General features: G+C 43.1%; 11 protein-coding genes. 10 read left to right on the top strand and 1 reads right to left on the bottom strand.

Translation table 11 applies throughout. The features are described from left to right. Window positions 1-120: 120 nt before the first annotated feature. On the bottom strand, window positions 121-1,338 hold the full coding sequence (locus tag PHC76_RS05295; protein WP_299972099.1) for an apolipoprotein N-acyltransferase: 1,218 nt from the start codon (window positions 1,336-1,338) through the stop codon (window positions 121-123). 71 nt (window positions 1,339-1,409) lie between these two features. Here PHC76_RS05295 and yajC point away from each other — a divergent pair, with 71 nt between their 5' ends. The 10 genes from yajC (at window position 1,410) to rlmC (ending at window position 14,546) form a co-directional block, all read left to right on the top strand. Beyond that, complete coding sequence (gene yajC, locus PHC76_RS05290) at window positions 1,410-1,676, top strand: preprotein translocase subunit YajC (protein ID WP_299972097.1); 267 nt, start codon at window positions 1,410-1,412, stop codon at window positions 1,674-1,676. Then, window positions 1,666-3,243 (top strand): protein translocase subunit SecD, encoded by a 1,578-nt coding sequence (secD, locus tag PHC76_RS05285; RefSeq protein WP_299972096.1) that lies wholly within the window; start codon window positions 1,666-1,668, stop codon window positions 3,241-3,243. The genes yajC and secD overlap by 11 nt, the downstream gene beginning before the upstream one ends. Before the next feature lie 3 nt (window positions 3,244-3,246). After that, the gene (gene secF / locus PHC76_RS05280) at window positions 3,247-4,218 is read left to right on the top strand and encodes a protein translocase subunit SecF (RefSeq protein WP_299972095.1); all 972 of its coding nucleotides are present in this window, start codon (window positions 3,247-3,249) and stop codon (window positions 4,216-4,218) included. 13 nt (window positions 4,219-4,231) lie between these two features. Then, on the top strand, window positions 4,232-6,682 hold the full coding sequence (gene leuS, locus PHC76_RS05275) for a leucine--tRNA ligase (protein WP_299972093.1): 2,451 nt from the start codon (window positions 4,232-4,234) through the stop codon (window positions 6,680-6,682). 2 nt (window positions 6,683-6,684) lie between these two features. Next, window positions 6,685-7,191 carry an LPS assembly lipoprotein LptE gene (lptE, locus tag PHC76_RS05270; protein WP_299972091.1) on the top strand — a complete coding sequence of 169 codons (507 nt, stop codon included), beginning with the start codon at window positions 6,685-6,687 and terminating at the stop codon, window positions 7,189-7,191. Beyond that, entirely contained in the window at window positions 7,188-8,723 is a 1,536-nt protein-coding gene (locus PHC76_RS05265) for a GGDEF domain-containing protein (RefSeq protein ID WP_299972089.1), read from the top strand. Before lptE ends, PHC76_RS05265 begins: the two co-directional genes overlap by 4 nt. Continuing rightward, window positions 8,720-9,883 (top strand): bifunctional folylpolyglutamate synthase/dihydrofolate synthase, encoded by a 1,164-nt coding sequence (locus tag PHC76_RS05260; RefSeq protein WP_300209843.1) that lies wholly within the window; start codon window positions 8,720-8,722, stop codon window positions 9,881-9,883. The genes PHC76_RS05265 and PHC76_RS05260 overlap by 4 nt, the downstream gene beginning before the upstream one ends. Next, window positions 9,861-12,848: a DEAD/DEAH box helicase gene (locus PHC76_RS05255; protein WP_299970309.1), complete on the top strand. Its 2,988-nt coding sequence runs from the start codon at window positions 9,861-9,863 to the stop codon at window positions 12,846-12,848. The genes PHC76_RS05260 and PHC76_RS05255 overlap by 23 nt, the downstream gene beginning before the upstream one ends. A gap of 102 nt (window positions 12,849-12,950) precedes the next feature. Continuing rightward, on the top strand, window positions 12,951-13,418 hold the full coding sequence (locus PHC76_RS05250) for a CZB domain-containing protein (protein ID WP_299970311.1): 468 nt from the start codon (window positions 12,951-12,953) through the stop codon (window positions 13,416-13,418). Window positions 13,419-13,427: 9 nt separating this feature from the next. Further along, window positions 13,428-14,546 carry a 23S rRNA (uracil(747)-C(5))-methyltransferase RlmC gene (rlmC, locus tag PHC76_RS05245; RefSeq protein WP_299970314.1) on the top strand — a complete coding sequence of 373 codons (1,119 nt, stop codon included), beginning with the start codon at window positions 13,428-13,430 and terminating at the stop codon, window positions 14,544-14,546. Window positions 14,547-14,549 lie beyond the last annotated feature (3 nt).

The following is a 14,549-nucleotide window of genomic DNA, read 5'->3' as shown; positions in this document are numbered from 1 at the left end:
AAAAAAAGGGCGATAACCCGAAAGTCATCACCCAACTCACCTATCCGTTAATCAGACGGAAAGAATCTCTTTGTATCAATTACAAAGAAAGTATATCATAAATTCTGAAGAAGAATGTCTCTAATACACTATCCCGCTTCCTCCGCTATTTGCCGAATGAAAGACAACCGAATGATTTTTTCGTGCATAAAATCGTATCAAAAGATTTTGTAATGTCGGCTCAATAGAGGGGGTAAACCATCCGTTATTACTCATAGCAATGAGGTATGTAATCTCAGGTGTATAAAGCTCTTCTCGTGTTGCTTCGTAGCAAATAGCATTTCGGAATTTGATGCCATGTATCGTAAAATCGGTCGGTTTATCGGCGGTAACGAAATCGGAAGCTCCTCCAAAGATTACTCTATCAACCCACTCTTTTATAAAACTTGGAAGGGGAATATACTCTCCAAACGGTACTAAAATCGTTTTTTTAGCGACGGTGATGGTTCCGTTTTGAAACAGATAGGAGACGTTATAATTTAAACCGTTCTCTTCATAGAGAGTACCCGTTAAAATCGGGATTTGGTAAGAGAGTTTTTGAAGGTAGGCGCTTAGGTACTTATGGTGATTCATAAAAAGGGCAAATGAGGCTTCCGGTAGGACAACTAAATCGTATTTTTGCTCAATTGCCTCTTGGATAGCGTCAATATTTTCACTGTTTAAACGATCTTGTTCCGACTCTGCCCATTTAATATCTTGGGGGATATCGGTGGTGACGAGTTTGATTTTTAGATTGGGGATAGGTGGCGGTGTATACGAAGTGTGAACGGCTCCTAAAAGAAGTAGCAACGGGAAAATTTTTGTGAAACCGCTAAAATATTTGCTCAGTGTGAGGGAAAAAAGGATTAGGATAAACTCCCATTTAGAAAGCCCAAAATAGCTCTCAACAAAGATAAGTTCCGGTTGCATCCAGTTGAAATCCATCGGCCAGATAAAGGTCAATCCAAACAATAATACGATTCGTAAAAAGGGGTTAGAGGTTAGCCCCAATACCCCGAAATAAAGAGCATATACGACTCCAAAACCGATAGCGATAACCCCTTGTGCCCACGCTAAATCGTAGTATTGAAAACTGTACCCTATCCAATAAAACCACAATAGCCCAATCCAAAAACCAGCAATAGGCAACATGATACGCGGTGCGTGAAGTAAGCCGTAAAGTGCACCGAGTGCTGTTAGGGTATTGAGTAATTTATTCGTAAAATGGAAATACTCTGCATAGATAAAAAGACTAAAACCTAATGCAATAAATAGGGGGACAATAAAAAGATTATAAGGACGTGTAGTGAGCAATTTCATAGGCGAATTATAGCGATTTAATCTCTTTTGAGTATAATGCAAGAACTTTTTATACCTCACAAGGATTCCTTATGGAAATTTTGACTCAATTAGCCCCTTTTGTCTTTTTGATCGCGATTATGTACTTCGTTATCATTCGTCCTCAACAACAACAAGCGAAGAAACACGCTGAAATGCTTAATGCCCTCACTAAAGGGGATAGAGTAGTTACAAGCGGTGGTTTGATCGTGGAAATCAAAAAAGTGGAAGAGAAATTCTTCGTAGTAAAATTTAACAACGACGTAGATGGGCGCTTAGTAAAAGAAGCCGTTGCGCGAAAGTACGAGGATGAAGCTTAATTTCCGTCTCGTTTTACTGATCGCCGCTACAATTTTCGGGATAGTGTTTTCACTCCCTTCATTAACCCAAAGTGAACGCGGAGCAAAAGTAACCCTTGGTCTTGATTTGCAAGGCGGGTTACATATGTTGCTTGGGGTTAAGACTGAAGAAGCGGTCGCTTCACAACTCAAATCAGTTGCTTCAGGAATCAATAGATTTGCCGAACGCAATGATATTGTGATTGATAGCTTGAGTGCGACCTCTGATATGGTGACGTTTGAACTGTTAGATAATGATGATGCAGTTGCATTGGATGGATATCTAAAAAAAGTAGAGGGAACCGTTGTCAAGGCAACTGGTGGAAGTTATCAGGTGACAATAGCACCTGCTGAGGTTGAAAAATTAAAAGTTCGTGCCGTGGATCAAGCGATTGAGACAATTCGTAACCGCCTCGACCAATTCGGTCTTGCTGAGCCTACGGTTGCCAAGCAGGGTGTAGATAAGATTTTAGTAGAGCTTCCCGGTATCAAAACAATCGAAGAGGAACAGCGTGCTCGTGAGCTTATCTCACGTGCCGCTAAGCTTGAATTGATGGCGATTGATGAAGATCGTGCTATGCGTGTCAATGATATGGATGAAGCAGAAGCGACGGGGTTTGGAGATAAGATTCTCCCCGATGCATTGCAACCCAATGGGAAACATTTGGTTCGTGAAATCCCTATTTTGGACGGGACGATGCTTACCAATGCTCAAGTGGGGTATGATCAAAATAATAACCCTACAATCAATTTTACCCTCAATTCAGATGGGGCTCAAATATTTGGTGATTTTACCGCTAAAAGTGTCGGTAAGCGTCTTGCTATCGTATTGGATGGGAAAGTCTACTCCGCTCCGGTCATCAATGAGCGTATTGGTGGAGGAAGCGGGCAAATTAGTGGAAACTATACGACTGCTGAAGCGAACGATTTGGCTATCGCACTCCGCTCAGGAGCGTTGCTTGCACCTATCTATATGATGGAAAAACGCTCTGTCGGACCGAGCTTGGGTGCTGATAGTATCAGGGCATCACTTCTTGCTCTTGTGAGCGGTTTTGGACTGGTCGTACTTTTTATGATGTTCTATTACGGTCTAGCAGGTGTTATTGCGAATCTTGCGGTTGTTATCAACCTCTTTATTATTTTAGCATTGATGTCGCTGATGGGGGCAACGCTGACGTTACCGGGTATGGCAGGTATTGTTTTGCATATCGGGCTTGCGGTGGATGCGAACATCATCATTAATGAACGTATTCGTGAAGGGTTCCGTGCAGGTATTCCTACACGTAGAGCGATTGCAGAGGGATATCAAAAAGCAATGCGTGCTATTTTGGATTCTAACGTAACTCAATTGCTGGCATGTACTATCCTCTACGTCTACGGTACGGGGGCGATTAAAGGGTTTGCAGTAACACTCAGTATGGGACTTTTAGCTTCCATGTTGACTGCTATCGTCGGTTCATACGGGATTTATCAGCTCTTTATGCACCGTATTGAGAAAAGTAAAAACTACACCTTGTGGTTTGGAATGTCACGAAGAAAGGGGGCGTAACCAATGGAGTTGTTTAAAGAAGATAAAGTCTATAACTTTTTAGGGAAGGGGAAAATATTCTTTTTCGCCTCATTTGTCCTTTTTTTCTTGGCCATTACGATTGTCGCTACGAAAGGATTCTCTTTTGGGATTGATTTCACGGGTGGAACGGTTGTCCAAGTAAAATATACGCAAACAGCACCGATTGATAAAATTCGTGAAAGTCTTCAAAAAAGTAAACTCTTTGAACACGCTACCGTCACTGAGTTCGGCTCACCCCAAGAGGTGGTTATAAAAACCCCTTCATCGACGGTGGGGCTGAATAACGATATCGGGGATACGACCAAAGAGATTTTAAAAGGGACGGGTGATTTTGAAATCCGTCGCGTTGATATGGTCGGGCCAAAAGTTGGAGACGAATTACGAGTTAAAGGGCTAACAGCGTTTTTACTCACATTAATGGCGATTATGGCGACAGTGACGTTTCGATATGAGTGGCGTTTTGCGTTAGCGGCGATTATCGCTATCGTCCATGATATCGTTATTACGTTTGGGTTTGTCTCTTATTTTGAGGTTGATTTTAATATCGAAAGTGTTGCGGCGTTGCTTATGATTTTAGGATATTCTATTCATGATACCATCATCGTTTATGACCGCGTTCGTGAGCACATCGAGGAATCCAAAGAGACTAATTTTGTTCAAATCATCAATGAAGCGGTTTCTCGTACTCAATCACGTACGACATTGACATCATTAACCGTCTTTTTCGTAGTATTGACCCTCTTTATTTTCGGCGGCGATATTATGATGGGCTTTAGTTTCCCGATGTTAATCGGGGTTATTGTCGGAACGTACAGCTCGATTTTCGTTGCGGCTCAGCTTGTTGTCTGGACAGGATTTAGTGTTGCTGATTATCGTCAAAAAATGGCTGAAAAAGTCAAAATGCGTGCCGAAAAAGAGAAAATGCGTGCTCAATTCGAGCAGGGCATAGTGTAAATAGGAGTTTTTTTTGAATTACGTTCCCTCTGATATTGAATCTAAATGGCAAAAATTTTGGGCGGAGCATAAAAGCTTCGAGCCTAGCGAAGATTTTACCAAACCGAAAAAATATATTCTCAGTATGTTCCCTTTCCCAAGCGGACGGCTCCACATGGGGCATGTCCGTAACTACACCCTCAGCGATACGTTCGCCCGCTATTACCGTCAACAAGGTTTTAATGTTCTTCACCCGATAGGGTTTGACAGTTTTGGTATGCCTGCGGAAAATGCGGCGATTAAAAACGGTTCTCACCCGAAAACGTGGACATACGACAATATCGATTATATGAAAAAAGAGTTTGCTTCATTAGGTTTTTCGTTTTCTAAAGATCGTGAGCTTGCCACTAGTGATGAGTTGTATACCAAATTCGAGCAGGGCTTTATCATTGATATGTACGAACGTGGGCTTTTGTATCGTAAAAAAGGGATGCTCAACTGGTGTCCTCATGATTTGACCGTTTTGGCGAATGAGCAAGTGGTGGATGGGTGTTGTTGGAGATGCGATACCCCTATCGTCAAAAAAGATATGAACCAATACTATTTCAAAATCACCCAGTATGGTGATGAGCTTTTGGACGATTTGAAAAAGCTTGAGGGGGGATGGCCGAAACAAGTCCTCACCATGCAGGAGAACTGGATCGGAAAATCGAACGGGTTGGCATTTGATCTCTTCTTTGATGCAGAGAGTAAAACAAAATTGGGAGGTCAGTTTGAGGGCTTTGATGTCTTTACCACCCGTCCTGATACGATTTATGGGGTTTCTTATACCGCTCTTGCTCCTGAGCACCCTATCGTCACCTCTATGATTGAGAAAGCTCTTTTGAGCGATGAGGTGATTGAACAAATCAAAGCGATGAAAAACAGCTCCTCTATCGACCGTCAAAAAGAGAAATCGGGAGTTTCTTTAGGGCTTAATGTCACCCATCCACTCACGCACAAAACGGTTCCGGTGTGGGTTGCGAATTTTGTCCTCATGGATTACGGTAGCGGTGCGGTTATGGCGGTTCCTGCTCATGATGATCGTGATTTTGATTTTGCCCAAAAATACGATTTGCCGATTCATGGGGTGATTAAACCGCTAGAGGGTGAATTAGATTTAACCAAAGCATATACCGACACTGGGGTTATGTTTAACTCAGAGCAGTTTGATGGGATGAACTCCAAAGAGGCACAAGGAGCAGTAATCGAGCACTTTGAGTCACTAAAAATCGGACAAAAAACGACCAATTATAAACTCAAAGATTGGGGAGTCTCTCGCCAACGCTATTGGGGTGCACCGATTCCGTTTGTCCATTGTGACGATTGTGGTTTGGTGATGGAGAAAAAAGAGAATCTACCGATTGCCTTACCGCACGACATCGAAATCACGGGGGAGGGAAACCCACTAGAGAAACACCCGACGTGGAAACATTGTAAATGTCCGAAATGTGGAAAAGAGGCGATTCGTGAGACCGATACGATGGATACGTTCGTCGAATCAAGTTGGTATTTCCTCCGTTTTTGTGCTTCCCCTGCTAACTGGGAGAGTGAAGCGTTTTCAGCGGAGCAAATAGAGTACTGGATGGGGGTCGACCACTATATCGGTGGAATCGAACACGCTATTTTGCATTTGTTGTACGCCCGATTTTTTACCAAAGTGTTCCGCGATTTAGGGTATGTGAGTTTTGATGAGCCGTTTGATCGATTATTGACACAGGGGATGGTGCTCAAAGATGGGGCAAAAATGTCCAAATCCAAAGGAAATACCGTCGATCCTGATGCCATCATCGAAAAATACGGTGCCGATACGGCGCGTCTTTTTATCCTTTTCGCTGCCCCTCCGACCCAAGAGTTGGAGTGGAATGACAGTGCGGTTGAGGGGGCATTTCGTTTCCTAAAACGGTTTGCGGATCGAAGTAATAATGTCAACAAATGTACTAAAATTCCTACTATTAACCATGCATCACTCTCTAAAGAGGAAAAAAACGCGCGTAAAAAAGTGTATGAAGCACTTAAACGTTCACAAGAGGTGTTTGTTGAGCGCTATACCTTTAATACAATGATTGCTGGGGTTATGGAGGCGATGAATGCGCTCAATGAACAATCCAATCGTGACGTATGGAGCGAAGGATACTGGATTTTGACCTCTATTATGGAGCCGATTATCCCTCATCTATGTTGGGAACTCTCCACCGAGCTTTTCAACCGACACAATCTTAAAGAACAAGTTGTTTTAGAGGAAGTGTTTGAAGTAGACGCACTGGTTTTGGGTGTTTCGGTCAATGGAAAAAATCGTGCTACTATCGAAGTAGGCGTTAATGAGAGTGACGAGGCAATCATAGAGGTTGCTAAAAACGCTGTTGAAAAGTGGATTGAAGGGAAAGAGATGGTAAAATCGATTGTTGTCCCTGGGAAGCTCGTTAACTTGGTTATCAAAGGATAGAGATGAAGTTGGTACTTGCACTTGCATTGGCATTGATGATAAGCGGATGCGGTTATGCTCCGGCGAGTCATTATGCTAAAAATGTAGTCGGTGAAAGTGTTAGTACTGAGGTTGTTATCTCTATGGAAGATCCTCAAAATACAGTAATTATAAAAGATGCGGTAGATATTGCCGTCATAACAAAATTTCGCACGGCTTTAGTGGGAAAAGAGAGTTCTAAAACACACCTCAAATTTTCCATCACTTCGGTTGGATTTTCACCACTCCGTTATGATACGAACGGTTATGTTATTACTTACCGTACAACCGTTTCGATGGGGGTTGGTCGAACATCTCTAAACACAAACGAAAACTATCATGTCTCAGGAATGTATGATTTTGATATCAAACCCAATGCTATTATCTCTGATCAAGCCCGTTTTGAAGCGATACGTCAAGCATCACAAAAAGGGATTGATAATTTTATCGCACAAGTAGCGGCACAAGGTTCAAGAGGGGAATCAAAATGACGATTAATCAGATTGTACGTAATACAGTTGAGCGCTTAAAAATAGAGGGCAAAGTATGGACTCCCGATGTATACAGTGAGACTTTTTGCAGTGAAGCTAAAAAAGCGGGATTTGCAGTTGAGGATTGTAGCGGGATTGACCGTTTTATCCCTCTGATGGATAAAAAGACCCAAGAGGAAGTGAAGCAGTATCGGGTCAAAACAGCGCAAGAGTTAATCCGATTTTTGATTTCAAAAATGAGTCGTATGAATCCCAGTGAAGCATCGGTTTTGGTCGAAACATTGAGCTCTTTAACGCAGGTTATGGCAAAAAGTACCGATTTGCTACACAACCCTGATGCGTCGGCTTTGGCTAAAAAAACCATTACGATTTTGGAGACCCAAGGGGGAAAAACCCAAATAGAACTTTTGCGACAAGCATGGGAAAATTTTGTTACCGTCTATGATGATGCGTTTTTAACAAAACTTGCACAGTTTGGGGATGTTGACAAGCGTAATCTCAAAAAAACGGTAGAGGGATTAAGCGGTGATGCACAGATAAACGGAGGGGCAAATTATAAAGAAGTAGCATCGTTGATTATTTTGGGTCTTTCCCCCTCAATCGCCCCAAAAATGTCAGATGATCTCTCAAAACTTGCTCAAAAAGTTCATGAAGAGCCTGATTATATCTCCCATGCCACGTTTGATAATGAGATAAAAACAGCGATTGCGATGCGGATTGCATTGGATAAAAAAAGTGTCAATGAATTGATTCGTTCTTTGGATGAACTACTCGGAAAACTCTCCGCACAGCTCATTGATTTGATTGAACGAAGCGATATTTCCAGTGTAGAGATCAAATCGATTAAAAAAGATTTAGAGGGATTAACTGCTGATAAAACAGGTGATTTTAAAACAGCTCACAAACGGCTTTACAGTATCGCAAGTGCCTTAGAAGAGAAAGTGGAAGTGTTGAGTAAAGATTTGAAATCACACAACGAGCAAGTGGTTCATATGGGGACTCGTATTGCAACACTCGAAGCAGAATTAGCAGAAGCAAATCAAGCATCCCGTGAGGACTTTTTGACTAAACTGTATAACAAACGGGCAATAGATGAGTTTTTACTTCTAAAAGAGGCTGATTACGAACGTCACGGAAGACATTACTGTATTGCGATGTTTGATTTGGACCATTTTAAAGCGGTTAATGATACCTACGGGCATGATGCCGGTGATATGGTTCTCAAAGCTTTTTCACGTATTTTAAAAGAAGAGGGACGTACCAATGATATCATCGGACGTTTCGGAGGTGAAGAGTTTTTGGCAATTTTAGGAGATACGAATCTTGAAGGGGCGAAAAATTTTGCGAATAAAGTACGCCTTCATGTCGAAGAAGCACGTTTTATGTATCAAGAGAAACGAATCAACCTCACGGTGAGTGTCGGAATTGCTGAACGTAGTAGCTATGCATCGTTGAATAATACCCTTTTGGGAGCGGATGAACAGTTATATGCGGCAAAGAAAAAAGGGCGTAACCGCGTCGAGCCTGCATGAATTTAGACTCTTTTCTCTGCGCGAAACCTCTTTTTTACGAAGAGATCGACGTCCGACGTTTTCCCCGAATTTATGCATCGATAAAAGAACAATTGCCTCTCCCTCAAATCATCCATCTCGTCGGTACTAACGGCAAAGGCTCTACTGGGCGTTTTTTAGCAACCGCACTGCACCGTGCAGGTAAAAAAATAGGGCATTATACCTCTCCCCATATTCTTGCGTTTAATGAGCGGTTATGGATTGATGGCGGTGAAATCAGTGATGAGGCACTAGAGTCTGCTCATCAAAAACTCTATGGGATATTAGATAGCCAAAGCCGTGATGCGTTGAGCTATTTTGAATACACCACATTGCTCTCTTTGATTGCTTTTGATGGATGCGATTACATCGTATGTGAAGCGGGGCTAGGTGGTGAGTTTGATGCTACCAACGCTTTTGAAAAAGTATTGAGTGTTTTTACCCCTATCGATTTTGACCATGCCGCATTTTTAGGAACCACCATCGAATCGATTGCTGGGACAAAATTGCGTAGCATGAGTGCCAAAGCGTTATTAGCCAAGCAACCCCATACTCAAACCAAGAGTATTGCCCTCCGTATCGCCGATGAAAAAGGGTCTCTATTGATGTGTATCGATGAGATGTGCCGTGATGAGATAGTGGAGATGGCATTGCAAATTGCCATAAAAAACAGTCTCAGCGATTATTTGCGCGATAATTTGGAACTCTCAATGGTAGCGTTTGAGATTTTAGGATACCGTGTTGAATCGCAATTTTTTGACCAAAATGCCCTTTTCGGGAGATTGAGCCGTATTGCGCCCAATATTACATTGGACGTAGGGCATAACGCACTCGCGGCAGAGGCAATAGCACGTTCTTATGAGGGGAGAAAAGTAACCCTCATCTATAACACCTACGGTGATAAAGATTACCGCGAGATTTTGAGTATCTTAAAACCAATTATCGAATCGGTCGAGATTATCGAAGTAAGTGAGGGGCGGATTGTGGAGCGTCATTTGCTCGAATCGGTATTGGATGAATTGTATCTTCCGTATCGGTCATTTGAAGAAATTAACAGTAATAAAGAATATTTAGTTTTCGGTTCGTTCAGCGTTGCCGAGACGTTTTTAAAGAGGGTGAATGTCACAAGCACGATGGTATGAGTACCTAAAAAACAATCCGAAACAACGACCTGATATCCTTCTGTGCGAGGATACAAAAGAGTCAGATCAACTCGCGGATGTTTGCCGTTTTTTAGGGGTTAACGCGGTTGTTTTTCCCGATTTTCGCCCCTCGTATATGGATGATTTACGCCCTTTTAGCGAAGAGTTATTTGCTCTGTTTTCGGCATTGCGTACTTATTATAGTGCGTCCAAAAAACCGTTAATTATCTCTCCCCTAAAGACACTCCTTTACCCGTTGCCGAGAGAATCGTTACTACAAAGTTTGACGATAGAGTTTGCCTCACGAATCGATTTAAAAGCTCTAAAAGATACTCTCCACCGATGGGGATACAGTTTTGTCGATATGGTAGAGATGGAGGGTGAGGTGTCGTATCGAGGTGATATTCTCGATATTTTTATCCCCAATACCCCGAATCCTTACCGTATTAGCCTCTTTGATGATGAGGTAGAGGAGATTAAAGCGTTTGATGTGGAGACGCAACGAACCGATAAAGAGGAGCTTGCCTCTATCACTGTAACCAGTGCTTTCTTCAGCCTCGATGAAGAGCAAATCGGACGTTTTGAAAAAGCGATAGCGCACGCTCAAAGTGATAGTTTTGTTAAAGATATCGCCTCTCTTGGGTTTTGGGTGTTGGGGGATGAGGGGGCTGATTTTACCCTCTCTAAATCGGTGATGCGGATTCGTGAGATGAAATCGGTGATCGATGAATCATACGGTCTTGATTTCCCCTGTATCCCACGCTCCCATCTCGAAACAGAAATTATCCCTGAAGCGCAACACTATGCTCCGCTTATTGCTCCGAATCTTGAGATTTTACGCAGTGCCCACAAAAATAAAAAATTTACCATTATAGCCGCGAGCGAAGCGCAACTCAAAGGTTCAGGGGTATTTGAGACCCAAGGGTTAAAGATTCACACTGCGGGGATTGTCCTCAATCTTATCGGTTCAGATGAGGTGATAATCTCTCTAAACTCTCGTGAAAAGAAACGTCGCCGTCGTAAAACCTCTATTCTTCTCGATGATTTAAAAGTAGGCGATTATGTCGTCCACGAAGAGTACGGGGTAGGGATATTTGTCGGGATTGAGCAAGCGGAGATTCTCGGCGGTATCAAAGACCTCGTCGTCATCAAATACATGGGGGATGATAAACTTCTCCTCCCTGTCGAAAACCTCGATACGATTGATCGCTATATTGCTTCAGGCTCTCTCCCTGTACTTGATCGTTTGGGCAAAGGGAGCTTTGGTAAACTCAAAGAGTCGGTTAAAGCAAGGTTGTTCGAAATCGCTTCGGAGATTGTGGGGATTGCGGCGAGTCGTGCACTCATTAAAGCACCGATTCTTCGTGTCGATGAGGGGGAATTGCGCCGTTTCCAAAGTGGTGCAGGGTTTGACTATACCCTCGATCAATCCAACGCGATAAAATCGATTGTCAGCGATATCGGTTCTGGTCAGATTATGGATCGACTCCTTAGCGGGGATGTCGGTTTCGGGAAAACTGAGGTGGCGATGAACGCTATTTTTGCCGCCGCACGCGGAGGGTATCAATCGCTTCTCGTAGTACCTACGACATTGCTCTCTTCTCAACATTTTAAATCACTCCAAGAGCGGTTGGGGGTATTTGGATTACGTGTAGCGAAATTGGATCGATTCGTCACCACCAAAGAGAAAACGGCTACCCTAAAAGGGCTTGCCAGCGGTGAGATTGATTGTGTTGTCGGAACGCACGCTCTTTTCGGAGTTACTTGCTCGAAGCTGGGACTCGTTATCATCGATGAAGAGCACAAATTTGGGGTAAAACAAAAAGAGAAACTCAAAAATCTCTATGAAAATGTCCACCTCCTCTCTATGAGTGCGACACCGATTCCGCGTAGTTTGAATCAGGCAATGAGTTCGATTAAAACAATGTCCGAACTTCTTACACCTCCAAGTGAGCGTTTAGGGGTACGGACGTTTGTCAAAAATTACGATGAAAAACTGATTAAAGAGGTGATTTTGAGGGAGCTTCGCCGTGGCGGTCAAGTGTTCTATGTACACAACTCGATTGACTCGATGATTATCAAATCAGGAGAGTTGAAGGCGATTTTGCCGGAGTTGCGCATCCTCATCCTCCACTCCCAAATCAGTGCAACCCAAACCGAAGAAGAACTCGCCAAATTCGCGGGTCGCGAATACGATGTATTGCTAGCCACCTCAATTATCGAATCGGGTATCCACATGCCGACGGTCAACACGATGATTATCGACGGGGCAGATCGGTTCGGGATGGCGGATTTGCATCAACTTCGCGGTCGTGTCGGACGGGGGCATATCGAGGGGTATGCCTACTTTATTGTCGATGATAAAGACCACCTCACCGAGGAGGCGAAAAAACGGCTCGTAGCATTAGAATCGAACTCCTTTTTGGGAAGCGGATCGATGCTCGCCTATCACGACCTCGAAATTCGTGGAGGGGGAAATCTCGTTGGCGATGCCCAAAGCGGTCATATCAAAAACATCGGATATTCACTTTATCTACGAATGCTCGAAGATGCTATCAAAATCCTCACCAATCAAACCACTGCGGTAAAAGCCAAAGTCGATATCAAACTCACCATCAGTGCCTTTATCAGTGATGAGGTAGTGGGTGAAGATAGGTTGCGTTTGGAACTCTATCGACGGCTCAGTCATTGTGAATCGCCGAGTGAGATTTACGAGATTCTCGAAGAGGTAGAAGACCGCTTCGGCAAAGCCGATACTCCGACCAAACAGTTTTTTGAGGTGATGGTGATTAAAGTACTCTGTATCGAGAAAAAAATCAAAACAGTGAGCAACTATAACCAAAACATTGCCATCGAGTACACAAACGGGGTCAAAGAGACGTTGCAAAGTAAAAGTAAAGATGACGACGATATTATTGCGAGCGTATTGCACTATGTTCGTAACGCAAAACCGAAGGTATTATGAGCGAATGCAAAATATGTGGCTAAAAATTAAACATTTAACCATTATATCTTTGTAACGTTAATTCTGTATAATTCGTTATTAATAACGAAATGAGGGTTAAATATGGACAAGGCTGTTACACTGCAACTTTTGGGTGATGCAAAAACAGCCCATCTGCGATGGGTTCAGAGAGCTAAATTATTGATCGAGGGATTACCGATTGACGAGGGGGCAATCCCTTTGAGTGGTACTGATTGTAATTTCGGTCAGTGGTTCTACAGCGAAGGGCAAAAACTCAATGCATTGGGTAATATGGATTGTTTGGGAGAGATTGAAAAGGCCCATTTCGCCTTGCACGATGAGTATATGAAAATCTTTAAAATCTATTTTGCCGATAATGACCGTTCGTTCTTTTCAAAATTATTTAGTTCTAAAAAAAAGTTAAGTGATCATGAGAAAGAGCTTGCAAAAGAGTATTTTATTAAACTTCAAGCTGCTTCAGATGAGGTGCTCTCCCACATAGGACGACTTGAGAGACGGCTATACGCGATCCCTCAAAGCTCTTTTGACGCAAGTACAACCGGAATATAAAAGGTTGAAATGAGTTTTTGCAGTTTTTACGACACGGATGCGTGCAGATCATGCAGTATGATCGACCTTTTTTACGGTGAGCAGCTCAATGAAAAAGGTGCATTACTCCATAAACTTTTACACCCTTTTGAGCCAAAGCAGTGGCTTAAACCCTCCCCGAGTCAGCTAAAAGGGTTTCGTAATAAAGCCAAAATGGTGGCTATCCCAAGTCGTGATGGGATAGTGCTAGGGCTCTCAGAAGAATCAAGCCTAATCCAATGCCCTTTGTACGACGTGAGCATGCAACATGCGCTAGGGCAGATACAAACATGGCTGCGTGAACTAAAAATACAAGCCTATGATGTACGTGTTAAAAAAGGGGAGCTTAAATACGTCCTCCTTACCCGAAGTGCTCATAACGGCACGATGATGCTCCGTTTCGTCCTCCGCTCTCACGGTATCATCGGACGACTCAAAAATGGTCTCGATGATTTAGTGGCACGTGTTCCTAAACTCACTGTTATTACCGTCAATATTCAACCGATACACATGGCGATTTTAGAGGGTGAGGAGGAGATTTTTCTCACCGACCAAACCCGACTCGAAGAGAATCTAAACTCCATCCCCCTCTTTATCCGTCCTAAAAGTTTTTTTCAGACCAATACAGACATTGCTACAAAGCTCTATAAAACAGCATCAGAGTGGGCAGGTGAATCGAAGCCGAAAATAATCTGGGATCTCTTTTGCGGGGTAGGGGGATTTGCTCTGCATTGTGCCACACCTGAGCGCCATATTGTGGGAATCGAGATAGAGGCTGAAGCAATAGCGTGTGCTCAAGAATCCGCTAAACGGATTGGATTTGAGAATCTGACATTCAAAGCATTGGATGCAGCGAGTTTCGGTGCCGAATCAGGGGAACGTGCCGACGTGATTATCGTCAATCCTCCAAGGCGCGGATTGGGTGAGCAGTTGTGCAAATGGTTGGAACGTGTCGGAAGTGAGCGAATCCTCTATTCGAGCTGTAACGCGCAGAGTTTGGCAAAAGATCTTGAAAATCTCAGTGGATACCGTGTAAATCGGGTTCAACTGTTTGATATGTTTCCCCATACGGCTCATTTTGAGACATTGGTAGAGTTGGTAAAAAACTAACGC

This window comes from Sulfuricurvum sp. (genome assembly GCF_028710345.1).
Classification (GTDB): Bacteria; Campylobacterota; Campylobacteria; order Campylobacterales; family Sulfurimonadaceae; genus Sulfuricurvum.
Note: the sequence above shows the minus strand (reverse complement) of the source record. Positions and strands in the feature narration are given on the sequence as shown.